General features: G+C 67.1%; 28 protein-coding genes and 1 tRNA gene. 13 read left to right on the forward strand and 16 right to left on the reverse strand.

Annotation, left to right across the window (positions count from 1 at the left end; genetic code table 11):
• The first annotated feature begins 82 nt into the window (after positions 1-82).
• Entirely contained in the window at positions 83-1,528 is a 1,446-nt protein-coding gene (locus ACSBPQ_RS03580; RefSeq protein ID WP_442684498.1) for an alanine/glycine:cation symporter family protein, read from the forward strand.
• Between the two features lie 14 nt (positions 1,529-1,542).
• Positions 1,543-2,385: a TrmH family RNA methyltransferase gene (locus ACSBPQ_RS03585; protein ID WP_442683706.1), complete on the forward strand. Its 843-nt coding sequence runs from the start codon at positions 1,543-1,545 to the stop codon at positions 2,383-2,385.
• Positions 2,386-2,534: 149 nt separating this feature from the next.
• Here ACSBPQ_RS03585 and mscL read toward each other — a convergent pair whose 3' ends face one another.
• From mscL to ACSBPQ_RS03600, 3 genes are all read right to left on the reverse strand, one after another.
• Positions 2,535-2,948 carry a large-conductance mechanosensitive channel protein MscL gene (mscL, locus tag ACSBPQ_RS03590; RefSeq protein WP_442683707.1) on the reverse strand — a complete coding sequence of 138 codons (414 nt, stop codon included), beginning with the start codon at positions 2,946-2,948 and terminating at the stop codon, positions 2,535-2,537.
• A 61-nt stretch (positions 2,949-3,009) separates the two neighbouring features.
• A complete protein-coding gene (locus tag ACSBPQ_RS03595) occupies positions 3,010-3,711 on the reverse strand; it encodes a fumarylacetoacetate hydrolase family protein (protein ID WP_442683708.1) in 702 nt (233 codons plus the stop codon).
• Between the two features lie 57 nt (positions 3,712-3,768).
• Positions 3,769-4,050: a hypothetical protein gene (locus ACSBPQ_RS03600; RefSeq protein ID WP_442683709.1), complete on the reverse strand. Its 282-nt coding sequence runs from the start codon at positions 4,048-4,050 to the stop codon at positions 3,769-3,771.
• A 167-nt stretch (positions 4,051-4,217) separates the two neighbouring features.
• On the opposite strand from ACSBPQ_RS03600, the gene ACSBPQ_RS03605 reads away from it, so the two are divergent.
• Complete coding sequence (locus ACSBPQ_RS03605) at positions 4,218-4,568, forward strand: Rieske (2Fe-2S) protein (protein ID WP_442683710.1); 351 nt, start codon at positions 4,218-4,220, stop codon at positions 4,566-4,568.
• A 32-nt stretch (positions 4,569-4,600) separates the two neighbouring features.
• Here ACSBPQ_RS03605 and ACSBPQ_RS03610 read toward each other — a convergent pair whose 3' ends face one another.
• The 4 genes from ACSBPQ_RS03610 to thiS all read right to left on the reverse strand — a co-directional run bounded on the left by ACSBPQ_RS03610 (position 4,601) and on the right by thiS (position 8,334).
• The gene (locus tag ACSBPQ_RS03610) at positions 4,601-6,448 is read right to left on the reverse strand and encodes an SLC13 family permease (protein WP_442683711.1); all 1,848 of its coding nucleotides are present in this window, start codon (positions 6,446-6,448) and stop codon (positions 4,601-4,603) included.
• A gap of 28 nt (positions 6,449-6,476) precedes the next feature.
• Positions 6,477-7,211 (reverse strand): tRNA (guanosine(46)-N7)-methyltransferase TrmB, encoded by a 735-nt coding sequence (gene trmB, locus ACSBPQ_RS03615; RefSeq protein WP_442683712.1) that lies wholly within the window; start codon positions 7,209-7,211, stop codon positions 6,477-6,479.
• A complete protein-coding gene (locus ACSBPQ_RS03620; RefSeq protein ID WP_442683713.1) occupies positions 7,211-8,005 on the reverse strand; it encodes a thiazole synthase in 795 nt (264 codons plus the stop codon). Before ACSBPQ_RS03620 ends, trmB begins: the two co-directional genes overlap by 1 nt.
• A 128-nt stretch (positions 8,006-8,133) precedes the next feature.
• Entirely contained in the window at positions 8,134-8,334 is a 201-nt protein-coding gene (thiS, locus tag ACSBPQ_RS03625; protein WP_442683714.1) for a sulfur carrier protein ThiS, read from the reverse strand.
• Between the two features lie 172 nt (positions 8,335-8,506).
• Between thiS and ACSBPQ_RS03630 the strand changes: the two genes are divergently transcribed.
• The 3 genes from ACSBPQ_RS03630 to ACSBPQ_RS03640 all read left to right on the forward strand — a co-directional run bounded on the left by ACSBPQ_RS03630 (position 8,507) and on the right by ACSBPQ_RS03640 (position 12,695).
• On the forward strand, positions 8,507-10,312 hold the full coding sequence (locus ACSBPQ_RS03630) for an autotransporter domain-containing protein (RefSeq protein ID WP_442684499.1): 1,806 nt from the start codon (positions 8,507-8,509) through the stop codon (positions 10,310-10,312).
• A gap of 202 nt (positions 10,313-10,514) precedes the next feature.
• Positions 10,515-10,588, forward strand: a tRNA-Gly gene (locus ACSBPQ_RS03635).
• A 223-nt stretch (positions 10,589-10,811) separates the two neighbouring features.
• The gene (locus tag ACSBPQ_RS03640) at positions 10,812-12,695 is read left to right on the forward strand and encodes a tyrosine-type recombinase/integrase (protein WP_442683715.1); all 1,884 of its coding nucleotides are present in this window, start codon (positions 10,812-10,814) and stop codon (positions 12,693-12,695) included.
• Here ACSBPQ_RS03640 and ACSBPQ_RS03645 read toward each other — a convergent pair.
• Entirely contained in the window at positions 12,670-13,263 is a 594-nt protein-coding gene (locus tag ACSBPQ_RS03645) for a substrate-binding domain-containing protein (RefSeq protein ID WP_442683716.1), read from the reverse strand. The two genes, ACSBPQ_RS03640 and ACSBPQ_RS03645, sit on opposite strands and share 26 nt — an antisense overlap.
• A 108-nt stretch (positions 13,264-13,371) precedes the next feature.
• On the opposite strand from ACSBPQ_RS03645, the gene ACSBPQ_RS03650 reads away from it, so the two are divergent.
• Complete coding sequence (locus ACSBPQ_RS03650) at positions 13,372-13,665, forward strand: helix-turn-helix domain-containing protein (protein WP_239737612.1); 294 nt, start codon at positions 13,372-13,374, stop codon at positions 13,663-13,665.
• A 23-nt stretch (positions 13,666-13,688) separates the two neighbouring features.
• Here ACSBPQ_RS03650 and ACSBPQ_RS03655 read toward each other — a convergent pair whose 3' ends face one another.
• From ACSBPQ_RS03655 to ACSBPQ_RS03690, 8 genes are all read right to left on the reverse strand, one after another.
• Entirely contained in the window at positions 13,689-14,579 is an 891-nt protein-coding gene (locus ACSBPQ_RS03655; RefSeq protein ID WP_442683717.1) for a LysR family transcriptional regulator, read from the reverse strand.
• Between the two features lie 192 nt (positions 14,580-14,771).
• Complete coding sequence (gene trxC / locus ACSBPQ_RS03660) at positions 14,772-15,206, reverse strand: thioredoxin TrxC (protein WP_442683718.1); 435 nt, start codon at positions 15,204-15,206, stop codon at positions 14,772-14,774.
• Entirely contained in the window at positions 15,203-15,682 is a 480-nt protein-coding gene (locus tag ACSBPQ_RS03665; protein WP_442683719.1) for an OsmC family protein, read from the reverse strand. Before ACSBPQ_RS03665 ends, trxC begins: the two co-directional genes overlap by 4 nt.
• On the reverse strand, positions 15,679-16,371 hold the full coding sequence (locus ACSBPQ_RS03670; protein ID WP_442683720.1) for a Tll0287-like domain-containing protein: 693 nt from the start codon (positions 16,369-16,371) through the stop codon (positions 15,679-15,681). Before ACSBPQ_RS03670 ends, ACSBPQ_RS03665 begins: the two co-directional genes overlap by 4 nt.
• Positions 16,368-19,631: an efflux RND transporter permease subunit gene (locus ACSBPQ_RS03675; protein ID WP_442683721.1), complete on the reverse strand. Its 3,264-nt coding sequence runs from the start codon at positions 19,629-19,631 to the stop codon at positions 16,368-16,370. The genes ACSBPQ_RS03670 and ACSBPQ_RS03675 overlap by 4 nt, the downstream gene beginning before the upstream one ends.
• Before the next feature lies 1 nt (position 19,632).
• Positions 19,633-20,682 (reverse strand): efflux RND transporter periplasmic adaptor subunit, encoded by a 1,050-nt coding sequence (locus tag ACSBPQ_RS03680; protein WP_442683722.1) that lies wholly within the window; start codon positions 20,680-20,682, stop codon positions 19,633-19,635.
• Positions 20,683-20,692: 10 nt separating this feature from the next.
• The gene (locus ACSBPQ_RS03685) at positions 20,693-20,896 is read right to left on the reverse strand and encodes a YgaP family membrane protein (RefSeq protein WP_442683723.1); all 204 of its coding nucleotides are present in this window, start codon (positions 20,894-20,896) and stop codon (positions 20,693-20,695) included.
• Positions 20,897-20,927: 31 nt separating this feature from the next.
• Entirely contained in the window at positions 20,928-22,205 is a 1,278-nt protein-coding gene (locus tag ACSBPQ_RS03690) for an NAD(P)/FAD-dependent oxidoreductase (protein WP_442683724.1), read from the reverse strand.
• Between the two features lie 109 nt (positions 22,206-22,314).
• On the opposite strand from ACSBPQ_RS03690, the gene ACSBPQ_RS03695 reads away from it, so the two are divergent.
• From ACSBPQ_RS03695 to ACSBPQ_RS03720, 6 genes are all read left to right on the forward strand, one after another.
• Positions 22,315-22,704, forward strand: coding sequence for a rhodanese-like domain-containing protein (locus ACSBPQ_RS03695; protein WP_442683725.1), 390 nt, complete (start codon positions 22,315-22,317; stop codon positions 22,702-22,704).
• A gap of 2 nt (positions 22,705-22,706) precedes the next feature.
• A complete protein-coding gene (locus tag ACSBPQ_RS03700) occupies positions 22,707-23,081 on the forward strand; it encodes an ArsR/SmtB family transcription factor (protein ID WP_442683726.1) in 375 nt (124 codons plus the stop codon).
• A complete protein-coding gene (locus ACSBPQ_RS03705; protein ID WP_442683727.1) occupies positions 23,078-23,452 on the forward strand; it encodes a rhodanese-like domain-containing protein in 375 nt (124 codons plus the stop codon). Before ACSBPQ_RS03700 ends, ACSBPQ_RS03705 begins: the two co-directional genes overlap by 4 nt.
• Complete coding sequence (locus ACSBPQ_RS03710) at positions 23,449-24,111, forward strand: SAM-dependent methyltransferase (protein ID WP_442683728.1); 663 nt, start codon at positions 23,449-23,451, stop codon at positions 24,109-24,111. Before ACSBPQ_RS03705 ends, ACSBPQ_RS03710 begins: the two co-directional genes overlap by 4 nt.
• A gap of 5 nt (positions 24,112-24,116) precedes the next feature.
• The gene (locus ACSBPQ_RS03715; protein WP_442683729.1) at positions 24,117-24,473 is read left to right on the forward strand and encodes a carboxymuconolactone decarboxylase family protein; all 357 of its coding nucleotides are present in this window, start codon (positions 24,117-24,119) and stop codon (positions 24,471-24,473) included.
• 201 nt (positions 24,474-24,674) lie between these two features.
• Positions 24,675-26,270 carry a cytochrome ubiquinol oxidase subunit I gene (locus tag ACSBPQ_RS03720; RefSeq protein ID WP_442683730.1) on the forward strand — a complete coding sequence of 532 codons (1,596 nt, stop codon included), beginning with the start codon at positions 24,675-24,677 and terminating at the stop codon, positions 26,268-26,270.
• Positions 26,271-26,279 lie beyond the last annotated feature (9 nt).

A 26,279-nucleotide genomic window follows, 5' to 3' on the forward strand; every position in this document is an offset into this window, starting at 1 on the left:
ACTTTCAGCTATTGCGGGGAATCACGTGGAATCCATCGTCGACTACATCAACGGCATCATCTGGAGCAATGCGCTCATCTTCATGTGTCTGGGGGCAGGTCTCTGGTTCACCGTGCGCACGCGCTTCATGCAGATACGCGGTTTTGCCGAGATGTGCCGGCTGACGGTACGCGGGCAGAAATCCGATGCCGGCATCTCCTCCTTCCAGGCACTGGCCATGTCGATGGCCGGGCGCATGGGTATCGGCAATATCGCCGGCGTGGCCACGGCCATCGCCTATGGCGGCCCGGGCGCGATCTTCTGGATGTGGGTGATGGGCTTCCTCGGCGCGTCCACCTCCTATGTGGAATCGACGCTGGCGCAGATCTACAAGACCAAGGATGCCGAAGGCCGCTACCGCGGCGGCCCGGCCTACTACATCGAAAAGGCGATGGGCCTGAAGTGGTATGCGGCGACCTTCGCCGTGGCCACGGTCATCGCCGCCGGCTTCCTGCTGCCGGGCGTGCAGGCCAACGCGATCGCCGACAGCGCGGTCAACGTGCTGTGCACCGGCGCTGACGCCTGTGCCAGGTTTGGCGGTGCCGGCAGCATGAAGCTGTGGATCGGGCTGGCGGTGGCGGCCCTGCTGGGCATGATCATCTTCGGCGGGATCAAGCGCATCGCCAGTTTCGCCGAGGTGATCGTGCCGTTCATGGCGCTGGCCTTCATCCTGATGGCGATCGTGGTGATGATGCTCAACGCCAGCAAGGTGCCGGCGATGTTCGCCGACATCTTCTCCAGTGCCTTTGGCGCGCATGCGGCGTTTGGCGCGATCATCGGCCAGGCCATCGCCTGGGGTGTGAAGCGTGGCATCTATGCCAACGAGGCCGGCCAGGGCACCGGTCCGCACGCCGCCGCCGCGGCCGAAGTCTCGCACCCGGCCAAGCAGGGCTACGTGCAGGCCTTCGCGATCTACTTCGACACCATGCTGGTGTGCACCTCCACCGCGTTCCTGCTGCTGTCCACCGGCATGTACAACGTGTTCCGTGAAGTCACCGAAGGCGGTGCGCAGAAGCTGGAGGCCATCGTCACCGGCGTGCCCGGGCTGGCGCCGTCCGAAGGCGCGCTGTTCACCCAGGCCGCGGTGGAATCGGTGCTGCCGGGCTGGGGTGCGGGTTTCGTCGCGCTGGCGCTGTTCTTCTTCGCCTTCACCACCATCATGGCCTACTACTACATGGCCGAAACCAACCTGACCTACCTGGCCGGCAGCAACCGCACCCACCCGCTGGCGACACTGGCGCTGCGTCTTGGCATCATGGGCATGGTGGTGTTCGGCGCCTTCCACAACGCCAAGATGGCCTGGGCGCTGGGCGACATCGGCGTGGGCCTGATGGCCTGGCTGAACGTCATCGCCATCTTCATCCTGCAGAAGCCGGCGATGCTGGCGCTGCGCGATTACGAGCAGCAGAAGAAGCAGGGCCTGGACCCGGTCTTCAACCCGGATGCGCTGGGCATCAAGAACGCCGATTTCTGGCGCGGCAATAGATAAGAGAGACACACGCAGTGAGCAACCCCTGGAACAACCGCCGTCCTTCCGTACGTCCGCCACGGGCCACGCCACCGGCCCCGGCTGCCGAGCGCAGTGGCGGCGGTGGTCCGCCCATCCGTGGCAGCGACGAGCTGCGCCTGTACGGCGTCAACGCCGTGCTGACGATGTTCGCGCAGCGTCCGCAGTCGCTGCGCAAGCTGTATCTGGCCGAGGCGATGATCCCGCGCCTGCAGCCGCTGCTGAAGTGGTGCGTGGCCAACCGGGTCGGTTACCGCGTGGTCGGCGAGGGCGACCTCAACAAGCTGGCCGCCACCACCCACCATGAAGGCGTGGTGGTCGACGTGCTCAAGCGCGAGCCGCTGTCGCTGGCGGCGTGGCTGTCGGCGGTGGAGGAGGGGCCGGTGCTGGCACTGTGGCTCGATGGCGTCGGCAATCCGCACAACTTCGGCGCGATCCTGCGCACCGCCGCGCACTTCGGTGTCGGCGCGATCCTGTTGCCGGGCGACTCGCCGCTGGCGCTGTCGGGCGCGGCCGCGCGCGTGGCCGAGGGCGGTGCCGAGTTCGTGCCGCTGGTGCGCCTGCCGGCGTTGCCGCAGGCCGTCGCACAGCTGCGCGATGCCGGCTTCGGGCTGGCGGCCACGCTGGTCGAGGGCGGGGACAATGTGTTCACCGCGGCCCTGCCGGAACGCATGGTCTATGTGATGGGCGCAGAGGGCGAGGGCATGGATCGCGAGTTCGCACAGGGCTGCGACCTGCGCCTGTCCATTCCCGGCAGCGGTGCGGTGGAGAGCCTCAACGTGGCTTCGGCCACGGCGGTGTTCCTCGGCAGCTGGTACAGCCGCCAGTTCCGGCGCTGATCATTTCGACGCGTTGAAACAACAAAGGCGCCCTTGAGGCGCCTTTGTTGTCTTGAATATTGCCTGCATCGGATCAGGTCCGCAGCATGGATTCCATCGGCCTGCCGGCATGGGAAAGCCACCGTGTGGCGCTTTCCCTGCCGGGTGCGTCAACGCTTCAGGTTGTCGCGGATCTCACGCAGCAGCAGCACTTCCTCGCTCGGTTCGGCCGGTGCCGCCGGCTCTTCGGCCTTCTTGCGCGAGAGCCTGTTGATCACCTTGATCAGCATGAAGATGGCGAAGGCGACGATGATGAACTGGATCAGCGTATTGATGAAATCGCCGTAGCCGATCACCACCGCCGGCACTTCCACGCCATCGGCACCGATCTTGGCCGGTGCCAGCTCCCAGGCCAGCGCGGAGAAATCCACATTGCCGATCAGCCAGCCGATCGGCGGCATGATCACCTTGTCCACCAGCGAGGTGACGATCTTGCCGAATGCGCCGCCGATGACGACACCGACCGCCAGGTCGATGACGTTGCCGCGCATCGCGAATTCCTTGAATTCACTGATCATTCCCATGTTTTTCTCCTTTGCAGTGTGATAGGTGGGAGCCGCCGCAGCGTACCCCGTGGATGTGCCGTCAGGCGATGATGCCGTCGCGGCGGGCGATATCGCCCAGGCGCGCGCTGAAGCGGTCACCGCGTTGCAGCGCGGCCACGCCGGCGGGGGTGCCCATGAAAACGAGGTCGCCGGCGCGCAATGCGTACAGCTTGGACAGCTCGTGCAGGATCTCGGCCACGTTCCAGATCATCTGGTCCAGCGTGGACTGTTGACGCAGCTGGCCGTTGATCTCCAGCGACAGCTCCAGCGTGGCCAGCTCGCCCACCTGCGCGGTCGGTACCAGGGTGCTGACCGGCGCGGAATGATCGAAGCCCTTGGCGATGTCCCACGGCCCCCCCTTGGCCTTGGCCTTGGCCTGCAGGTCGCGGCGGGTCAGATCCAGGCCCACGCCATAGGCCAGCACCAGCGCCATCGCGTCGCCAACCGGCAGTTCGCCGGCCGGTGCATCCTTGCCGAGCGCGACGACCAGTTCCACTTCATGGTGCAGGTCGGCGGTGGCCGGCGGATACGGCACCGGCGCATCACCGGTGACGATGGCGTCGGCCGGTTTCATGAAGAACATCGGCTGGCCGCGTTCGCTGGCCGGGGGTGGCGTGGCGCCCATCTCGCGGGCGTGGTCGGCGAAGTTGCGGCCCACGCAGTAGATGCGGTGCACGGGAAACGTGCCGCCGCCGGCCACCGGGATGCGGGGCTGGGGCAGGGCGGGAATCAGATCGGTCATGGTGTGCTTCCGCGTGAAACAACGCGGAAGTCTAGCGGATTGCAGCCGTTCCGCGCTTCAACGGGCGTGCGGCAGCACGGCCTTGCGTACCACGCGGTATTCGGCATCGACCACGTTGGACGGGGTTGCGTGCGAAGCCCGGGATTTGCGCGGGGCCAGCAGCTTCCAGGCCACGCCGCCGAGGATCATGGCCGCACCGATGAACAGCCCGCCGACGATCAGCACGGCCAGTATCACCAGGCCGAGCAGGCCCAGGGCCAGCCGTACGAGCGGGTTGCGCGGCTTGCGCGGCTCGAACAGATTGCGGAGCTTGGCAAACTGGATATAGCGGATATGCATGGCATGACAATGACAGTGGTACTGGACGCAGTATCTGTGACGGTTCAAACGCAAGCGTGAATTTGTTGTTAAAGCCAGCTGCGGACCGTTCATCGACAGCCGGCTGCCGGCGGGGCAGTGGCGGCTACATGCGACAATCGCGGCTCCTGTCCGTACCGGTGCCTGTCATGTCCGTCACCCCCGTCGCCCAAACCGAACTGGCCCTGCTCGACAACCTGCCCGACCGGGGTTTCCACGCGGCGCAGGCGATGATCGACGGCTCTTCCGAGCCGCTGGTGCTGTATCGCGACGGGCAGCAAGTGCGTGCGTGGCTGAACGTCTGCCCGCATGCCGGGCGGGCGCTGGACTGGGCGCCGGGCCAGTTCCTCAAGAGCAAGGAGGGCCATCTGGTGTGCGCGGTGCACGGCGCCAGTTTCGAGACGCTCCACGGCCAATGCGTGGCCGGGCCGTGCCGTGGCGACAACTTGCGCGTGGTGCCGGTGCGGATTGCCGACGGCAAGGTCTATCTGGCCGATTGAGGTCACCGTGCGCGTGTCGCGCAACGCCACGCTCAGAACATCAGGTTGATCATCAGCACCACCACCAGCGTATAGATCGCCGACAGCGGCGCGCCGACCCGCCACAGCTCGCGTGGTACGTACTTGGCCGGCCCGGTGATCATCGAGATGACCGGGTTGGAGGCGGTCATCAGGTTGTTGGAGGCCGACAGCGCCACGATCAGCGCGAACGCGGTGGGATTGCCGCCCACCGCCAGCGCCAGGTTGACTGCGATGGGCACCATCACGATGGTGGCGCCGACATGGCTGATCACCAGCGAGAACGCGGTGGTGAGCACGGCCAGCGCCAGTTCCAGCGCCCAGACCGGAATGCCCTCGGGCAGCTTGTCGATGGTATGGCCGGCGATCCACGCCGCCGCGCCGCTGCTGTCCATCGCCCAGCCCAGCGGAATCAGCCCGGCCATCATGAAGATGGTCTTCCAGTTGATCGAGGCGTAGGCCTCGTCCATGCGCAGCACGCCGGTCAGCAGCATGCCGGCCACGCCGGTGAGCAGGGTCAGCGCGACCGGCAGCCTGGAGGTCAGCGCGATGATGATGGTCAGGGCGAAGATCGCCATGGCGATCTTGAACTTGTGCGGCCGCTGCTCGCCCTTGGGGTAGTCGGTGACCACCACGAAGTCGCGGCTTTCCGCCGCAGCGGCCAGGTCCTGCCAGATGCTGTGGAACACCAGCATGTCGCCGCTACGCAGCGGCACGTTGCGCACGTCCTCGCGGATCACCTGCTTGTCGCGGTTGATCGCCAGCAGGCTGATGCCGCGTTCCTTGCGCAGCCGCAGCTGGCCGGCGGTCTTGCCGATCAGTTTGGAGGTGGGCGGAATGACCGCCTCGGAGATGCCGGCGCGGGCCGGGTTGAACAGGTCGCCCAGGTTGCGCAGGCGCGAGGACATGCGCAGGAACTGGTTCTGGGCGAAATCGGCCACCTGCCGCTTGTCGCCCATCGCGCCGATCACGCTGCCGACCCAGATGCGCATGTCCGCCGGTGGTGCCAGGCGGGTGTCGTTGCCGGATTTCAGCGCCAGCAGCAGCGGTGCGTCGAACAGGCTCTCCGCTTCACCGACGGTCATGCCGACCAGCGGGCTCTCGGCGGTGACCAGCAGTTCGAAGACATCGCCCTTGATGCCGTAGGTCTGCGCGAAATAGCTGTCGGTACGCGCCGGGGTCTGGCCGCCGTTGACCTCTTTCTCGTTCTCGGCAAGCTTGCGGTCGCCGCGGAAACGGAAGTACAGCAGCGAGGCGAGCAGCAGTGCCACGCCGATGGGCAGCGGTGCGAACATGCGCAGCGGCTCGATCGTGGCGCTGCCGGAAGGCAGGTTGTTGTTGGCCGAGATCAGCAGGTCGTTGAGCAGGATCAGCGGCGAGTTGCCGACCATGGTCAGCGCACCGCCCATCACGATCGCCGCGGAGATCGGCAGCAACAGCCGCTGCAGCGTCAGCCCGGTGCGCGAGGCCAGCCGCGAGGCGACCGGCAGGTACAGCGCCATCACCGATGGATTCTGCATGAAGGAGGAGTTCAACCCGGCGGTGGCGCAGGTCAGCAGCAGCAGGCGCTGTTCCAGTCCACGCGAGCGGCGCAGCAGCCAGCCGGCCAGCCGGTTCAAGGCGCCGGTACGGTCCAGCCCGGCACCGAGGATGGTGGTGGCGATGATGCTCATCACCGCGTTGCCGGAGAAGCCGCCGAAGATCTCCTCCGGCGCGATCAATCCGGTGACGCCCAGCACCACCATCACCACCAGCGCCACCACGTCGGCGCGGATGCGCTCGAACAGGAACATCGCCATCGTGAAGCCGACCAGCCCGAGCACGAGCTTCATGTCGGTGGTCAGCGTCAGCGCGGTATCCATGCCAGTGCGGTTCCTTCAGTGATCCCGGTCAGATGCGGTCGTAGAGCAGGTCCCAGACACCATGTCCGAGCTTCTGGCCGCGGGTCTCGAAGTGGGTCTGCGGCCGCCAGTCCGGGCGCGGCACCGCACCGCGCGGGCCGGCACGGTTGACCAGCCCGGCAGTGGCATCGAGCACGTCCCACATGTGTTCGGCGTAATCCTCCCAGTCGGTGGCGCAGTGCAGGCGGCCACCGATGCGCAGCTTGCGCACCAGCAGTTGGGCGAATGCCGGCTGCACCAGGCGGCGCTTGTTGTGGCGCTTCTTGTGCCAGGGGTCGGGGAAGTAGATGCGGATCTCATCCAGCGCCCCGTCGGCGATTTCCTGCTCCAGCACCTCTACCGCGTCATGGTGGTAGACCTTGGCATTGGTCACGTTGTCGGCCACCAGATCGTTGAGCAGCCGGCCGACGCCCGGCGCGTGGACTTCCAGTCCGATGTAGTCGCGGCTGGGATCGAAGCCCGCGGCAAAACGCAGCGCGGCGCCATTGCCGGTGCCGATCTCCATCACCTTCGGTGCGTCGCGCCCGAACAGGGCATCCAGATCGCGTGGCTGGCCGTTGTAGTCGACGCCGAAACGCGGCCAGGCGTCGTCGAACGCGCGCTGCTGGGCCGGGGTGAAACGCCCCTGGCGCAGCACGAAGCTGCGGATCTCACGGCGACCTTCGGTCACGGTGAACGGTTTGGGCGGTGCCTTGGCACCGGCACTGTCGAACGGATTGGTCATCAGCCCAGCAACCCGTCCACCGGCGAGGAGGCGCTGGCGTAGCGCTTGCGCGGGATGCGCCCGGCCAGGAACGCTTCACGCCCGGCTTCCACCGCCTTGCGCATGGCGCTGGCCATCAGCACCGGGTTGCGCGCACCGGCGATGGCGGTGTTCATCAGTACGCCGTCGCAGCCCAGCTCCATCGCGATGGCCGCATCGGAGGCGGTGCCGACGCCGGCGTCGACGATGATCGGCACCTTGGCGCTCTCGATGATCTCGATCAGGTTGTACCTGTTCTGGATACCCAGCCCCGAACCGATCGGCGCGGCCAGCGGCATCACCGCGGCGCAGCCGATCTCTTCCAGGCGCTTGGCCAGGATCGGGTCGTCGGAGGTGTAGACCATCACGTCAAAGCCGTCCTTGACCAGCATCTCGGCGGCCTTGAGGGTCTGGATCACATCCGGGTACAGGGTCTTCTGGTCGCCCAGCACTTCGAGCTTGGTCAGGTTGTGACCGTCGAGCAGTTCACGCGCCAAGCGGCAGGTGCGCACCGCGTCTTCGGCGGTGTAGCAGCCGGCGGTGTTGGGCAGGATCGCGTAGCGCTCCGGCGGCAGCACGTCGAGCAGGTTGGGCTCGCCCGGGTTCTGGCCGATGTTGGTGCGGCGGATGGCCACGGTGACGATCTGGGCGCCGGCGGCTTCGGTGGCCAGGCGGGTTTCCTGCAGATCCTTGAACTTGCCGGTGCCGGTCAGCAGCCGGGAGGAATAGCTCTTGCCGGCGATGACCAGCGAGTCGGTGGGGGCATTTGCGTTCATGCGCCGGATTATCACCCATCCCGCCCTGCATCGTGATGCGGAGGCGCTGCTGCGGTGTGGTGCCAGACCGGTCAGAGGTGATGCCGAGAAGACGCCGGCGCAGGGCTGCTGCGAGTGCAGCTCAGCTTTCAGCCGCCTCCCAGGGCATGCACGATCTCGACCACATCGCCGTCTTGCAACTGGTGGGTGTCATGCAGGCTGCGCGGCACGATCTCACCATTGACCTCGATCGCCACGCGCCGTCCTGCCAGGCCTTCGTCATTGAGCAGCCCGGCCAGGGACAGGGGGGCGCGGAGGTGGCGGGGTTCGCCATTGAGCTGGATATCCATGCGGCCATTCTCGCCAGTGGGCCGTCAAAAGCCCAGTGCGTGCGGCGGCGCAGCGTGTGCCTCTTACGCTTGAATGGAAAACTTGCAACGTGCGGGGGCGTACGTCACCCGTTTCCATCCGCCTATCAGGAGCTCCCCCATGAAGTCTGTGTTCCGTCCGCTGTGCTCGGCCGTGGCCGTCGCGTTGGCATTTGCGGCCGTGCCGGCGATGGCGCAATCGCCGTTTTCCAAGACGGTGTTCTTTGGCGACAGCCTGACCGACACCGGCCATTTCCGCCCGGTGCTGGTGCAGCTTGATCCCAATGCCAGCATCGTCGGCCGTTTCACCACCAATCCCGGCTGGGTCTGGTCGGACCATCTGGCCGACTACTACGGCACCGATGCCCAGCCCAACGGCAACGGCCAGAACGGCGACAACTATGCCGTCGGCGGGGCGCGGGTCGGAGTGGATGTGATGGGCGCGCTTGGACCGATCACCTCGATGAAAGCGCAGCTCAACACCTACCTCGCCGCCAACGGCGGCAAGGCCGATGCCAACGCGCTCTACAGCGTGTGGGGAGGCGCCAACGATCTGTTCGCGGTGCAGGCCGCACCGGCGCAGGCGCAGGCCATCATCGGTGCGGCGGTGACCGACCAGATCGGCATTGTTGGTACTTTGAAGGCGGCCGGTGCCGAATACGTGATGGTGCCGAACCTGCCGGATATCGGCCTGACACCTTCCTCGCGGAAGGGCGGCCCGGTGGCAATGGCGACCGGTACCGCCTTGGCCAAGGCCTACAACGATGCGCTGTTCGGTGGCCTGAAGCAGGCGGGATTGCAGGTCATCCCGGTCGACACCTTCAGCATCCTGCAGGAGATCGTTGCCAATCCGGGCACGTTCGGCTTCCGCAATGTCGCCAATCCCGCGTGTCTGACCCAGCCGGCGCCGAAGGGGGATTCGGCGCTGTTCTGCAACCCCTTCAGCTATGCGGCCCCCGATGCGGCCGATGCCTATGTCTTCGCCGACGGCGTACATCCGACGACCGGCGCGCACAGGATCCTGGGCGAGTACGCGATCTCGGTGCTGGAGGCGCCACGCCTGCAGCAGGTGTTGAGCCATTCGGCACAGACCACCGGTCGCGCCCGTGCCGACCAGGTTGGCGGCCACATCGGCGGTCGTCCGGCCGATGGCATGAGCTGGTGGGGCAACGTGCGTGGCGACATGCAGCGCTATGCCCACGCCGATCTGTATGACGGCCTCGCGCCGGCAGGTCTGTTCGGCATCGACTGGGCGCGTGACGGCATGGTGGTCGGCGGCTTCGCCGGCTATGGCCGCATGGAGGCCGATTTCGGCAACAGCAAGGGCGATTTCAGCCAGGACGACACCACGTTGGGCCTGTTCGCCGGCTGGTATGGCGAGCGCAGCTGGATCAATGGCCAGGCCAGCTACAGCTGGCTGGGCTATGACGTGACCCGCAAGGTCCAGCTTGGCCCGGCCACCCGCGAGCACAGCGGGTCGCCGGATGGCAGCAACCTGACCCTTGCACTCAATGCCGGCTACGAGTTCGGCCAGCAAGGCGGCTTCCGTCATGGTCCGGTGGCGGGTGTGATCTGGCAGAAGGTCAAGCTGGATGGTTACGAGGAGAGCAACCACAGTGCCACCGCGCTGGGCTATGGCGACCAGGACGTGGATTCCACGGTCGGCCGTCTGGGCTGGCAGGCGCGCTTTGATGGCGGCACGGTGCAGCCGTATATGCAGGTCACCTGGGACCACGAGTTCGAAAAGGGCGGGCAGGCCAGTGCGTGGCTGCAGACCATGGCCGATACCGGTACCTACAAGGTGCCGGGGCTGGAGTTCGACCGTGATTACGCCACGGCGGTACTCGGTGCGCGCATGAACCTGTGGGGGCTGGGCAGCAACATCGGCCTGAGCACCACCATCGCGCAGAAGTCGGCCCGTGATGCCACGCTGTTTGCCACGTTCAGCGGCAGCTTCTGAGCCGTCATGAGCCTGTTCCACCGGCTCGGGTCATACCCGCCGGTGGGGACTTCCCCGGAAAGCGCCTGCCGGGGAGGCCCGGTGAAACAGGCGGGGGTGTCGGGCTGCATGCCGGCACCCTTTTCCCAGGTACGGAAACCGTGCCGGCCGCTGTCTACCCGTTGCGCCGGACCCGGCCGCGCGCATAGACTTGCGGCCTGATGCGGGTGTAGCTCAATGGTAGAGCAGAAGCTTCCCAAGCTTACGACGAGGGTTCGATTCCCTTCACCCGCTCCAGTTCAGCTTCCATGGAGTTCCAAGGAGTTCCATAAAGCATTACCAGCAAAGGCTTTTTCGCCGGATGAGCGTCCAGTGAAGGCCACCGGAATCCACCCACAGATGGACTGATTTAGTCCATCCAGCAGTCCATCAAGGCGGTTGGGTTCGAGTCCGGATTGTTGCTGGGGACGAGCGGGCCATGGGATGAGGATCTGACTCCTGATTCAGTTCAGGAGCAGACATGGCACTTTCTGATGTCACCGTCCGGCAGGCCAAGACCACCGGCAAGGACTACACCCTCCCTGACTTCGATGGCCTGTCGCTGGCCGTCTCGGCCACGGGCACGAAGACCTGGCACTTCCGCTACACCTGGCTCGGCCAGCAGAAGCGGATGTCCTTCGGGATGTATCCCGAGATCAGCCTGCGCGAGGCACGTACTCGTCGCGACGAGGCGCGGGCGCTCGTCGCCAAGGACATCAACCCTCAGCGCCAGCGGACGAGGGATCGGCAACTGGCGACCCAGGCCGAGCAGAACACGTTCCAGGCCGTCTACGAGAAGTGGCTGAAGTTCCGGGAGCAAGGCCGCCTCAAGAAGGGGCGGCAGACGACGCTTTCTCTGATCCCGCGCATCTTCGGCAAGGACATCCTGCCGAGCCTGGGCAAGCGGTCGATCCACGTCATCACCCGCGCCGACCTGCTGGAAATCGTCGGCCGCATCGAGAAGCGCGGTGCGCCCTCGGTGGCCGAGAAGGTGCGCACCTGGCTCAACCAGCTGTTCCGGTATGCGCTGGTGGTCGTGCCCGGCTTGGAACGCAACCCGGCTTCCGACCTGGATGTGGTCGCCATGCCGCAGCCGCCCGTGCGTCACAACCCGTTCCTGCGCATGCCCGAGCTGCCCGAGTTCCTGCAACTGCTGCGCAAGTACCCCGGCCGGCTGCAGACCCAGCTCGGCGTCCGCATGTTGTTCCTGACGGGCGTGCGCACGGGCGAGCTGCGGCTGGCGACCCCGGATCAGTTCCACCTCGATGACGGCCTATGGATCATCCCGCCGGACGTGGTGAAGCAGCTGGAACTGAAGATGCAGAAGGAAAACCTGCGCACGGAGGACATTCCGCCGTACATCGTGCCGCTGTCCGTGCAGGCGGTGGAGATCGTCCAGTACATGCTTGAGCGGTTCAAGCAGGGACAGAAACACGTATTCCCCGGGGCCAAGAGCTTGAAGCAGCGCATTAGCGAGAACACGCTCAATACGGCGATCAAGCGCTTGGGCTACGACGGTCGGCTGACGGGCCATGGCATCCGCGCCACCCTCTCAACCGCGCTCAACGAGTTGGGCTATCCCGACAAGTGGATCGACGCGCAACTCTCGCACGTCGATCCGAACCCGGTTCGTCGCACCTACAACCATGCCGAGTACGTCGATCAGCGCCGACGCATGATGCAGGATTGGGCCGATCGGCTGGATCTGCTGGAGCAAGGCCAAGTGGAAGCCGCCAGCGTCCCCCTGACGATCCACGTGGAAGGATTGCCAGTGGCCGACGACGGCGCTAACAAGCAACCGATGCCCACGAGCACGACGGTGCCGACCTTGGTGCTATCCAACCTCCAAGATGCTCCGCCCCAGCGAGCTATCCAAGTGCAGCGGCTGTCTTCGGTGCGCGCCCCGAAGACGCAGCCGGCGCTGTCGAATGTCCAGCGCGAGCGGATGCTGCTGCTCGACATCCTGGAGTCGCCCCATAACCTCTCCGTCGCCGACTACGCCAAGCTCGCCGGCAAGTCGCGACGCTGGATCACCTACGAGGTCACCGCGGGCAACCTGTTGTCGATCAGCCTGGGCAACCGTGGCCAGCGCGTGCCTGACTGGCAGCTCGATCCGATCAAGCGCCAACTGGTGCAAGCCATCCTCAAGCAGACAGCCTGTGGCGTGGACCCGTGGGAGATTTACCATGCACTCACCCAGCCCTACGACGAATTCGGCGGCCAGTCGCCGATCGAGGCGGTGACGGCGAAGAATCTGAACGCGGCGGTGAAAGCAGTTCGCCGCGTCCTGACCATGCAGATGTTCGATGGCCCCATTCCGCAGCGCGAGGGCAACCGGACTACGCGACCTTCCGCGCTCGTCTGACGAAGTGCTCGATGGCCGGTGAGTCACGACGCTCGGATCGGAACAGGTGCGTTCCGATCCAGAAGGTGCCGTCGGCCAGCGGTCGCATCACCACGTCCCAGTTCCGGGACTGTTCGATCCGCAGGCGGGAACCGATGCCTACCCCGTAGCCGGCCGCGACCATAACGATCATCAATTCGTACGACGTGACTTGGCAAGAAACCCGCCACTCTTCGCCGAACAGTGCTTCGCACGCGAGCGGCTGACTCTGGAGCAAGGGGTAGATCCGTAGGGCGCTGGAGGGAACCGCGGTGTAGCTCAGCAGGGGGGAGCGATCAGGCACGGCGATCGCCAACTCGTCACGCCACAGTGGCGCCTCGTCGGTGGGTACCGTTGTCGCCAAGCCAATGTCGTAGCGACCGTCCTTCATGCCCGCGATGAGATCCGCGGATGTCGCGACTTCCTCCATCACCACAGGCGTCTCGGGCGCCTCCGCGCGCTGGAGCGCGAGTAGTATCGCCAACTGGTGCGACGGCACGCCAGGCGATACGCAGAGCTTGAGCGCCGATGACGGGGGGATGGCGCGCATGGCTGTCCCTATGGAAGCGATTTGTGGCGGGGAAAAGCAAGCTCCGTAGCATACCAAGAGTTAAACTTAACGTGGTTTAATTAATGGTGGTATTCGACGCTTCTGCTGATGCAGAAGCGTACTGTCCGACGAGGCCGCCCCGCTGGCTCGACTACCTATGAACCTGCGCCGGCGTTGGCCTTCGGCTTGGCGGTGCGCGCGGCACGCATGGAGCAGGGAATAGCGCAGGAAGAGCTTGCATCCTTGGCCGAAATCGAGCGTTCTCACATGGGCAAGATCGAGCGCGGCGAACACATGCCTACGCTCGCCTTGATCCTCAAAATCGCTACTGCACTGAAGACAAGCGCTGCGGATTTGATGGCGGCAACAGAAAACAACCTGCGTGCAGGGCCGAAGGTGTGAGCCCAGCACTGCGCGGCACTCCGTCAGTCGTTCACCTGCTCACGCAGTCGTGCCGTGAACCGGTCTAAAGGAATGGCAGAGCTGTTGCTGATCACCCTGAGCAGATAGGTCGTCAGCAGCGCTGAGTCGATCGCCAACGGCCGGATCACGACGTCAGGATGACGGCAAATACCGACCCTGGTCGTCGTCATGAAGCCGATCCCGTAGCCTGCCGCAACCAGGGTGAGCATCATGTCCAGCGAAGCCACCCGCTCGGCGATGTGGAGCTCCCGATTCAGTGGGTGCAGCAATCGGGTCAGTTCGCGGGAGTAGCCTTCGCAGAGGTGCTGATTGCACATAATTAACGAATGACTGGCTAGTTCGTGTAGCGGCACTTCCTTGTAGATCAGGAGGGGATGCCGAGCGGGAACTGCCACGACGAGAGGGTCGCGCCAAAGGGGCTCGGATGCAATACCGTCACCGACGTCCGCTGTATGGGCGAAGCCGATGTCGAAATCGCCTGATCGCAGTCCGCGCAGCTGCTCGGCCAGCGGTACTTCGGACAGGCGTAACTCGACCTCCGGTTCTTCTTCGCGGCAACGTGCAAGGAACGTAGATAGTCGCGGATCGACAGCGCCATCGGAGACCGCGATGCGCAGGCTGCCACGATAACCTGCCGACACGGCTCTGGCGTTCTTGCACGCCTGCTCCAGCGCCGTGAAAACTCGCCGGACATCCTGTAGGAACACCGTGCCCGCTTGAGTCAGGCGAGTTCCTCTCCGGTCACGGGTGAACAGCAGGACGCCCAGTTCGTTTTCCAGTTCCTTGATGATGCGAGACAGCGGCGATTGTTCGATGTGTAGACGTTCGGCCGCGCGAGTGAAGTGCAGTTCCTCGCCGAGGACCATGAAGCAGCGAAGGTGTCTTAATTCCATCGATAGTTCTCCACCTGCAAACTAGCGCCAAACACGTCATTTCCCAGCGAAGATCGACCTTTAGTTGCGCAGATCGCTGGTGCGAATGACCGCATGGTGGCTTGCTCAAGGCGGCGACACGCGATCCTGACGGACGAAGCCGACGACAATCACTTGCGATGCGCGGCGACGCAAAGCCAGTACAGCACCGCATCAGAAATGGGCACGCGCCCAGCGCACGATCTCGGCGGTGGGCATGGCACCGGACATGCGGGCCAACTCGCGTCCCGCATTGAACAGCACGAGTGTCGGGATACTGCGGATGGCGAAGCGCATGCCGAGTTCGGAACTGGCCTGAGTGTCGATCTTGCCCAGCCGCATCGCCGGTTCCAGCAGAGCGGCGGCGGCCTCGAAATGCGGTGCCATGACACGGCACGGGCCGCACCACGGCGCCCAGAAATCCACCAGCAGCGGCAGTTCCGAGCGTGCCGCGTGCAGGTCAAAGTTGCCGCTGTCCAGCCTCACCGGTTGCCCGGCGAACAGCGCCTTGCCGCAGCGCCCGCAGTTGGGCGCGTCGCCCAGGCGTTCCCCCGGCACGCGGTTGAAGGCGTGGCAGTGCGGGCAGGCGATTTGCAGCGGCGAGCTCAAGAACCGGCCTCGAAACTCTTGTCACCCAGCAGCACCCGGCCGTCGCTGTCGACCACGTTCACGTCGACCTCGATGCCGTGGCGCACGCTCTGGGTGACCATGCAGAAGTCCTCGAACTGCGCCAGGACACGATCCAGGCTGCGATAGTCGGCATTGTGGCCGGGCAGATGCAGGGTCGCCTTCGCCGACGCGATCCGCCAGCGGCCGTGTTCGTTTCGCGTCGGCAGCGCGCAGATCTCGGCGGTCAGCGTGCCGGGTTCATTGCGATGCTTGCGCAGCGCGAACAACAGGCTGGCGGCCAGGCAGTTGGCGACCGCCGCCAGCAGCAGACGGGAGGGATTCGGCCCCCGGTCGTGGCCGAGCGGTGCGGGTTCGTCGGTCAGCAGCGGCGCAAGCGCGACGTTGTCGAACATGATGCGGAACGCATAGTCGCCATCCTGCTCGAGGCGGATGCGGATCGGGCTGTCGATGCTCATGGCGATCCCCCCGTGGCCGGATCGGATCCCGGCACCTCGACCCACAGCGCGCCGCGCAGGTCCCCGACCGCGAAGCCGGTGGCGCCGTCGTGCGGGTAGTTTGCGAGGATCGCTTCGCGAACGTCGGGCGCGACGTCGCTGCCGTGGCAGGCCAGGCAGCCCGGTTCGGTGGCGATGCCGCGCATCATCCGCAGCGCGACGCCGCCCGGCAGATGGTCGCGAATGACGGCGAGCTGCTCGCCGGCGGGTTCGCCGTCGGCGACGCGCTGCCCGAAGATCTTCAGCGTCGACAGCTGCCAGTCGTTGGCGGCTTGTACCGGGTTGCGGTTGCGGCCAGGGACAGCGACACGACCCAGTCGCACGCCGTGTTCGGCCATCACCGCCTCGGCAATGCGCGGCGCCTCGGTGTGGCAGACCTCGACCGCCGCGGTCGGGCCGCCTTCGGCCATCGCCGCCTGCAGCCGGCCGCGCAGCCGGCTACCGAAGGCCGCCGCCGCAGCCTGGGCGCGGTCGAGCTCGGCATCGTCAGCCGGGGCGGCCGGAGGCACGACAGCGTCGGCATCGGCCGCCGGTGCTTCGTCGGCGGGCGCGGCAGGCGCGGCGACGGGGGGCGCATCCTGCGCGCAAGCGACGAGCAGCGCGGCGGCGAGGACGGACAGGCTGGCGGCGCGGACGTATCGCTGGTTCATGGCGTGGCTTCCTCCGGATGGCGGCGCGCGATCAGCGCGTAGTACAGCAGCGGGATGACGACCAGGGTCAGCACGGTCGAGACGAGGATGCCGAAGATCAGCGAGATCGCCAGTCCGTTGAAGATCGGGTCGTCGAGGATGAAGAATGCGCCGGCCATCGCCGCCAGCGCGGTCAGCGCGATCGGCTGCGCGCGCACCGCGCAGGCGTCGATCACCGCCTGCGCCGGCGCGCGACCGCGCGCAAGTTCGTGGTTGATGAAGTCCACCAGCAGGATCGAGTTGCGCACGATGATCCCGGCCAGCGCGATCATGCCGATCATGCTGGTGGCGGTGAACTGCATGCCCAGCAGCGCGTGGCCGGGCATCACCCCGATCACGGTCAGCGGGATTGGCGCCATGATCACCAGCGGCACGATGTAGTTGCGGAAATATGCGACCACCAGCAGGTAGATCAGCACCATTCCCGCGGCGTAGGCGATGCCCATGTCGCGGAAGGTCTCGTAGGTGATCTGCCATTCGCCGTCCCACTTGATGCCGAAGCCGGCGGTGTCCGGCGGTTGCCGGATGAAGAACTGCGACAGGCGCTGTCCGTCGATGGCGTTGTCGGCGACCTGCCCGACGAGGTCGAACATGCCGTAGAGCGGGCTGTCCACCGTGCCGCTCTCGTCGCCCATCACGTAGACCACCGGCAGCAGGTCCTTGTGGTGGATCGCGCCGTCCCAGCGCGCCGGTTGCGCCTGCACCAGCTCCGACAGCGGCACCAGCTGGCCATCGCCACCGCGCACGCGCAGGCCGAGCAGTCCGTCGAGCGTGGCTTGCTCCGCGGCGGGCAGGCGCAGGCGGATCGGGCGCGGGTACTTCGAGCTGCCGTCGATCACCCAGGTCGCATCCATGCCCGACAGTCCGGCGGCGATGGTCTCGGCGACGGCCGACTGGGCCACGCCGAGCCGCGCGGCGCGCACGCGGTCGATGGCCAGTACCTCCCGCGTGGCGTCGGCCTCGACGGTGGTATCGACGTCGACGATGCCTTCGGTGGCAAGGAAGCGCTGCTCCAGCGCCAGCCCGATCCGGCGCTGGCGCGCGTAGTCCGGGCCGTAGACCTCGGCCACGATCGGCGAGAGCACCGGCGGGCCGGGCGGCACTTCCACCACCTTGACCGAGGCGTCGTGGCGGCGGCCGACGTCGGCCATCTGCGGGCGCAGCGCCACGGCGATGTCGTGGCTCTTGCGGCTGCGCTCGCGGCGGTCGACCAGGTTCACCTGCAGGTCGCCGACGTTGGCGCCGGCGCGCAGGTCGTACTGGCGCACCAGGCCGTTGAAGTTGATCGGCGCGGCGGTGCCGGCGTAGCCCTGGTAGTCGCGCACCTCCTGCGTGCGGTCAAGCACCGCGGCCAGGTCGGTCAGCAGCGCATTGGTGTCCTCCAGCGTGCGGCCCTCGGGCAGGTCGACCACGACCTGCAGTTCGGACTTGTTGTCGAACGGCAGCATCTTCAGCACCACCAACTGGAATACCGCCAGGCTCGCGGCCAGCAGCACAAGCCCGGCCATCGCCGCGAACAGCGCGTAGCGGCGGCGGGCGCCTCGTTCGGGATCGAGGAACGGCGTCATCATCCGTTCGAACACGCGGTGCAGGCGCGCGGCCATGGTGCCTTCGGCGTGGCCGCTGTCGCCGGTTCCGTCATCGTGCGCGGCATGGCCGCCCGCGTGCCGCTTGAGCAGCTTCAGCGACAGCCACGGGGTGACGATCAGCGCGATCAGCAGCGACAGCAGCATGCCGACCGAGGCGTTGATCGGGATCGGCCGCATGTACGGCCCCATCAGGCCGGTGACGAAGGCCATTGGCATCAGCGCCGCGATCACTGTGAAGGTGGCCAGGATGGTCGGGCCGCCGACTTCATCGACGGCGGGCGGGATCGCCTCGCGCAGCGACTTCCCGCCCCGCGCCATGTGCCGGTGGATGTTCTCCACCACCACGATGGCGTCGTCGACGAGGATGCCGATGGCGAAGATCAGCGCGAACAGCGACACGCGGTTGAGGGTGAAGCCCATTGCCCAGGATGCGAACAGCGTGACCGCAAGCGTCAGCACCACCGCGCTGCCGATCACCACGGCCTCGCGCCTGCCCAGCGCGAACAGCACCAGCAATACGACAGACCCCGTTGCGAAGAACAGCTTCTGGATCAGCGTCTTTGCCTTGTCGCTGGCGGTCAGGCCGTAGTCGCGCGTCACTTCGACGTGGATGCCCTCGGGAATCACCTGTCCGCGCAACGCATCGATGCGCTGCAGCGCGGCGCGGGTGATGTCGGAGGCGTTGCTGCCTGGCTTCTTGGCGATCGCCAGCGTGACCGCGGGTGCCACGCCGCTGGCGGGGCCGCCGCGGCCGGCCGGCGCGCCGTGCCAGACGTAGCTCGACGGCGTGTCGGCGGCGTCGCGCACCATCGCCACGTCCTCCAGCCGCACCGGCTGCCCGCCCGCCACGCCGAGCACCAGGTTCGCCACGTCGTCGCGGTCGGCGAGGAACTGTCCCGAGGTCACCTGCGCCACGCCATCGCCGCCGACGCGCTCGCCGGCCTGGCGGGCGAGGTTGGCCGCCTGCAGCGCGCCGGCCAGGTCGTGCACGGTCAGGCCGTGGCTGGCCAGGCGCGCGGCGTCGAGTTCCACCATCACCGCGCGCTCCGGCGCGCCGATGGTGAACACGTCGCGGGTGCCGGGAATGCGCTTGAGCTCTGTCTCCAGCGTATGCGCCACTTCGGTCAGATCCTGTGCGCCGCGCTCCGGATCGTCCGTCCACAGCGTCAGCGCCATCACCGGCACGTCGTCGATGCCCTTGGGCTTGACGATCGGCTGGCCGACGCCAAGGTTGGGCGGCATCCAGTCCTGGTTGCTGAACACCTTGTCGTACAGCCGTACCAGCGCCGGCTGGCGCTTCACGCCAACCTCGAACTCCACCGTCAGCACCGCCATGCCCGGGCGGCTGATCGAATAGACGTGCTTGACCTGTTCGATCTCCGACAGCTTCTGTTCGAGCGGATAGGTGACCATCTGCTCGACCTGGCGCGCGTCGGCGCCGGGGAAGGGCACGATGACGTTGGCCATGGTCACGTCGATCTGCGGTTCCTCCTCGCGCGGCGTGATCATCACCGCGACCACGCCGAGCAGCAGGCCGAGCAGCGCCAGGATCGGCGTCAGCGGGTTGGCCTGGAAGGTCGCGGCGATGCGCCCGGAGATGCCGAGCCGGGGCGTGGTGTCGCGCGCCGTCACGTCAATCGCCCTGGCGCGCGGCGACGAGCGCCTGCACCGCGGCCACCGGATCGGCGGCGATGGTCTCGCCCGGCGCAAGGCCGGCGATCACGTCGATGTCGTCGCCGGCGCGCTCGCCCAGCCGCAGTTGGCGTAGCGACAGGCGACCGTCGGCCAGCACGTACACCGCGTTCACCTCGCCCCGGCGCACGAGTGCCGACGCCGGAATGCGCGGATGCGCCGCGCCAGCCACTGCCGGGAACGCCACCTTGGCGGTGGCGCCCGGCTGCGGCGCGGGGTCGAGCGCGGGCAACTCCAGGCGCACCTTCACCGCGTGGGTGGATGGATCGGCGGCGGGGAACACGGTGACTCCGGATGCCTCCACGCTGCGGCCGTCGTCGAAGGTCACCGTCGCCACCGGGTTCGCGCGCACGCGTTCCGCGTCCGATTGCGGGATGCTGACTTCGATGCGCAGCGCCCCGGGCGAGAACACCGTCATCAGCGGCTGGCCGATGCCGACGCTCTCGCCGGGCTCCACGTCGCGCGAGGCGACGATGCCGGCGTACGGCGCGCGGATCGTGGTGTAGGCGGTCTGCTGGCTGAAGTTGGCCAGCTGCGCGCGGGCGGCGTCGCGTTCCGCGCGCGCCTGGTCGAGCTGCATCTTCGACACGTACTGCCCTTCGGCGAGGCCGGCCATGCGCCGGTAGGTGGCTTCGGCCAGCTGCAGCTGCGCACGGGCGGCGTCCACGCCGGCCTGCTGCTCCACCGCGCTCAGCCGCACCAGCACCTCGCCCGCGGCGACGTGATCGTTGACGTCGCGCAGGACTTCGGCGACGCGGCCGCTGGTCTGCGCGGTCAGCGTGGCCTGGCGCACCGCCTCGACCACGCCGTCCCAGGCGCGGCCCCGGCCCGCGTCGGCGGCGCCCACGGTCAGCATGTCGAGCCCCTGGATCGGGGAGGGTTCGCGGAGGCGCTCGTCGCTGCCGCAGGCGGCCAGTGCGCCCGCCAGCAGCAGCGCGAGGCCGGCGCGGGTCGGGGCAAGGCGGAAAGGCATGGTCGTGTTGCGCGTCACCGGGGGTTCCTCACTTGAACGCGCAGCCGCTGGCCACGCCCAGCTTGCGGAACACGATGGCGGCGGGACAGAAGCCGGTGACGCTGGCCTGCAGCATGTTCACGCCGATGAAGGCGGTGAACCACAGCCACAGCGGCGAGACGAATTGGGCCAGCGCCAAGCTGATCAGGGTCATCAGGCCCGCGAAGGCGAGGACGGCACGGTCGAGGTTCATGGCATGTTCTCCTTGGGAGTGGGGATGTGTTTCAGCGGGTACGCAGGATGCCGAGCAGCTTGAGCACGTATTTCTCGTAGATCGGTTCGGTGTTGCCGGACTTCATCTTTATCAGGAAGTACTTCTCGAAGGCCACCTTGGCCAGGTGCACCCACTTGCCGACCTTGGCCCAGGTCACGTTGCGCGGCGGGAACTGCGGCAGCGCCACGAAGGCCGCGCCGGTGTCGCCCATGTCGGCCAGGCAGATCGCGTTCCACGTCGCCTCGGCGGTCGCAGGCTCTCCCTTCAGGTCGGCCCGGATGTTCTGCGCCACTGCGGTGACCATCGACTCGATCATGAAGCCCGTCTTCGGCGCGCCGGTCGGCACCGGCGTCGCCTCCACCGGCGGGATCGCCACGCACACCCCCAGCGAATGGATGTTCGGGTGGGCCGGATTGCGCTGGTGCCTGTCGATCAGAACGAAGCCGCGCGGGTTGCACAGCCCTTCGACCCGCCTCACCGCATCCACGCCGGTGAACGCCGGCAGCACCATCGAATACTTGAACGGCAGCGTGTGCGTCTTCTTCGGCTGGCCGTCCTCGTCCACCTCGACGACGTCCATCTCGCCGTCGCGCACCTCGGCGATCTTCGCGTTGACGATCCAGCCGATGTGGCGCTGGCGGAACTCGGCTTCCATCAGGCCCTTGGAATCCCCGACGCCGCCCAGGCCCATGTGCCCGATGTACGGCTCCGGCGTCACGTAGGTCATCGGCACCTTGTCGCGCACCTTGCGTTTGCGCAGGTCGCGGTCGAGGATCATCGCGAACTCGTAGGCCGGGCCGAAGCAGCTCGCGCCCGGCGCGGCGCCGACCACGATCGGGCCGGGGTTCTCCAGGAACGCCTGGTAGGCCTCCCATGCGGCGGTCGCGTGCACGGTGGTGCAGACCGACTGGGTGAATCCCGTGTCGGGGCCGAGCCCCGGAATCTCGTCGAACGCCAGCCGGGGGCCGGTGGCGATGACCAGGTGGTCGTAGGCCACGTGGCGGCCGTCGCGCAGCCGCACGCGGTTGTGCGCCGGCTCGACCAGTTCCGCGCCGGCGCCCTCGAACGCGATCTTCTTCTTCGCGAGATGGCCCGGCACCGCGATCTGCACGTCCTCCGGCTTGCGCCAGCCCACCGCCACCCACGGATTCGACGGGGTGAACGAGAACAGGTCGCCTTCGCCGATCACGGTGATCCGCGGCTCGGGGCCCAGCGTGCCGCGCAGTTCGTAGGCGGCGCTCATGCCGCCGATGCCCGCGCCCAGTACCACGATGTGCGTCATTGTCATGCCCTCCCAGGCGCCGGATCCGGCCCGGGAGCCGGGCCGCCTCGATCCCGTTGCATCTAAATTAGCAATATCGTATATTGTAGTCAACTCGTGTTGCCGGAACGCTGCAATGCCCCGCACCGTCGAAGACCTCGTGGCCGAGGCCCGTTCGAAAATCCGCGAGATCTCCCTGGAGGACCTGGTGGATACGCTCGCGGGCGATCTCGTGCTGGTCGACGTCCGCGAACCGGACGAGTACGCGCAGGGCCACCTGCCGGGCGCGGTCAACCTGCCGCGGGGCGTGCTGGAGTTCCAGATCCATGCGCATCCGGCGATGACCTGCGTCGCGGACGCGGCCCTGGCGGAGCCTTCCCGCCGCATGGTGCTGTACTGCCGGACGGGCGGGCGATCCGCGCTGGCCGCCGACAGCCTGCGGCAGCTGGGCTTCACCGACGTGTGTTCGCTTGCCGGCGGCTTCGAGGCGTGGCGCAATGCAGACCTGTCCGTGAGCATGGAATGACGATGGCACCGAAGAAGACCAAGACGGCGAAGGCAGCGAACATCGCCTTCGACATGGAGGCGATGCGGGCGCATGCCGGCGACGTGGCGCGGCTGTTGAAGGCGCTGGCCAACGAGAAGCGCCTGCAGGTGCTGTGCCTGCTGGCGGAGGGCGAGCGTTCGGTCGGCGAGATCAACGCGATGCTCGACCTCAGCCAGTCCGCGCTGTCGCAGCACCTGGCGGTGCTGCGCGAGGGAAGCCTGGTGCAGACCCGCCGCGAGGCGCAGGTCATCTACTACTCGCTCATGCCCGGGCCGGCGGCGCAGGTGATGCAGACCCTGCACGGCATCTACTGCAGCACCGCTCCGGCGCGGGCGAAGAAGAAGAGGGCGGCATGATCGGACTGCTCAAGGCGCTGCTGGGGATGGGCGGCGAACAGGTCGGCCCGCGCGAGGCGGTGCAGCGCATCAACCGCGGCGCGGTGCTGGTCGATGTCCGCGAGCCCGGCGAATTCGCCGCCGGCCACGCCGCCGATGCCGTCCACCTGCCGCTCGGCCGCATCCGCGCGCAGGGCGCGGGCGCGCTCGACGCGTGCCCGGTGCCGGAAGGCGCTGAAGTCCTGCTGGTCTGCCAGAGCGGGATGCGCTCGCGCATCGCGCAGTCGTCGCTGGCCAAGGATGCGCGCCGCCGCTACGTCAATGTCGACGGCGGCATGGCCGCGTGGGCGGCCAGTGGCCTGCCGGTCGTCCGCGGCGGGAGTGCGACATGAGCGCCGTGGAAACCGGCAAGGCCGACATTGCCCGCTGGGACGCGCGCTACCGCACCGACGACTACGTATTCGGTACAGAGCCCAATGCCTTCCTCGCCTCGCAGGCGCACCGGCTGGTGCCCGGCATGTCCGTGCTGGCGGTGGCCGACGGCGAGGGCCGCAACGGCGTCTGGCTGGCAGCGCAGGGCATGAACGTGTTGTCCGTGGACGCTTCCGAAACGGGTCTGGAGAAAGCCAGGAAGCTGGCCTCCGCGCGCGGCGTGCGCATCGCCACCGAACGGGTCGACCTGGGCGAGTGGGACTGGGGCGCGGAACGTTTCGACGCGGTCGTGGCGATCTTCGTCCAGTTCGCCGATCCGGCGCTGCGCGAGGCCATGTTCGACGGCATGCAGCGCGCACTGAAGCCTGGCGGACTCCTGTTGCTGCAAGGCTATCGCCCCGAGCAGCTCGAGTACGGCACCGGCGGCCCGCCGGACGCGGACAAGCTCTACACCGCCAGCCTGCTGCGCGATGCCTTCGCCTGCATGCAACTGCTCCATTTGAAAGAACACGACAGCGTGCTGGCCGAGGGCACTGGCCATGCAGGCATGTCGGCGCTGGTCGACCTGGTCGTGCGCAAGCGCGGGTCGCCTTCCGCACTCCCACCCACTGAAGGATGACAGCCATGTCCGCCATCGATTCCTACACCGATCTGACGCGCAGCGTTTCGAAGAACCTGACGCCGCTGCGCACGCACAACGCCGAGGTCATGCAGGGCTTCGGCGCGCTGAGCAAGGCGGCGCTGGCGCCGGGCGCGCTGGACGAGAAGACCAAGGAACTGATCGCGATGGCGATCGGCGTGGCGGCGCGTTGCGACGCCTGCCTTGGCTTCCACGCCAAGGCGCTGGTGCGCCTGGGCGCCACGCCGGAGGAGTTCCGCGAGATGCTCGGCGTCGCCGTCTACATGGGCGGCGGGCCGTCGCTGATGTACGCGGCCAACGCGCTGGCGGCGTTCGAGGAGTTCTCCGCGCAGGCGGCCTGAGCCCGTCGCGGGTGCGTCGTTTTGTCCTCTTATTCGTGACGGAGTTGCGCAGGATAATGAAACGCCGCGGGGTTGAATCGGACGACCGCCACGCCTCTCCGGCAGCGTCGTGGCGATCGGGCGGCCGCTCGCGGACATGGAGTCCGGCCGGTTCCACGCGCCGCGATGGATGGCTGTTCCACCTGATGATCGGAGAGTGCCATGCTGGGTGAACTCGATGTCGTGATCCTGTCGCGGCTGCAGTTCGCGTTGACCGCGATGTACCACTTCATCTTCGTGCCGCTGACGCTGGGGCTGTCGTTCCTGCTGGCGATCATGGAGAGCGTCTACGTCATGACCGGCCGCGAGATCTGGCGGCGGATGACGATGTTCTGGGGCGTGCTGTTCGGGATCAACTTCGCGCTCGGGGTGGGCACCGGCATCGTCATGGAGTTCCAGTTCGGCATGAACTGGTCGTACTACAGCCATTACGTCGGCGACATCTTCGGCGCGCCGCTCGCCATCGAGGGACTGATGGCGTTCTTCCTCGAAGCGACCTTCATCGGCCTGTTCTTCTTCGGCTGGAACCGGATGAGCAAGGTCAAGCACCTGATGGTGACCTGGCTGGTGGCGCTGGGCACCAACCTGTCGGCGGTATGGATTCTCGTGGCCAACGGCTGGATGCAGAACCCGGTCGGCGCGGTGTTCAATCCCGACACCATGCGCATGGAGATGACCGACTTCGTGGCGGTGGTGCTCAATCCGGTGGCGCAGGCCAAGTTCGTGCACACGGTCGCGGCCGGCTACGTCAGCGCGGCGATGTTCGTGGCCGCGATCAGCGCCTGGTACCTGCTGCGCGGGCGCCACCTCGACATCGCCAAGCGCTCGATGGCGGTGGCGGCCAGCTTCGGCCTCGCGGCTTCGTTGAGCGTGGTGGTGCTGGGCGACGAGAGCGGCTACCTCAGCACCGAACATCAGAAGATGAAGCTGGCGGCGATGGAGTCGATGTGGGAGACCGAGCCCGCGCCGGCCAGCTTCAACATCGTGGCCTGGCCCAACCAGTCCGAGCGCCGCAACGAATTCGCGGTGCACGTGCCGTGGGCGATGGGCCTGATCGGCACGCGTTCGATCTCCAAGGAGATGCCGGGCATCAATGCACTGGTGGACTCGGCCGAGCGCAGGATCGTCAACGGCATGCGCGCCTATGCCGCGCTGGAGCGGGTGCGCGCGGACGCAGGCGACCGCGAGGCGCGCGAACTGTTCGCGCAGGCCTGGCCCGACCTTGGCTACGGGCTGCTGCTCAAGCGCTACCGCGACGACGTGCAGAACGCCACGCAGGCGGAGATCGAGGCCGCGGCGTTCGACACCGTGCCGCAGGTGATGCCGCTGTTCTGGACGTTCCGGGCGATGGTGGCGCTGGGCTTCTACTTCATCGGCTTCTTTGCGTTCGCATTCTGGCTGGTGTCGACCGGCAGGCTCGAGCACAGCCGACGCTTCCTGAAGGTAGCGCTTTGGAGCGCGGCGCTGCCGTGGGTCGCGATCCAGTGCGGCTGGTTCGTGGCCGAGTTCGGGCGCCAGCCATGGGTGATCGAGGGCGTGCTGCCGACCTTCTACGCCGTGTCCGGACTGTCGGTGCTCGACCTGGTGATCAGCCTGCTGGTGTTCTTCGTGCTCTACACGGCGCTGGCGATCGTCGGCTTCCGGCTGCTGCTGAAGGCGATCCGCAAGGGGCCGGAGGAGCCGGACGCGTCCGGCGTGCAGGTCGCGCCCGACGCGCCGGAAGCGCATGCCGGCCATGCCGCGCTCGCGGCGCACTGACAGGAGGCG

The organism is Stenotrophomonas sp. JC08, assembly GCF_052180205.1.
Classification (GTDB): domain Bacteria; phylum Pseudomonadota; class Gammaproteobacteria; order Xanthomonadales; family Xanthomonadaceae; genus Stenotrophomonas.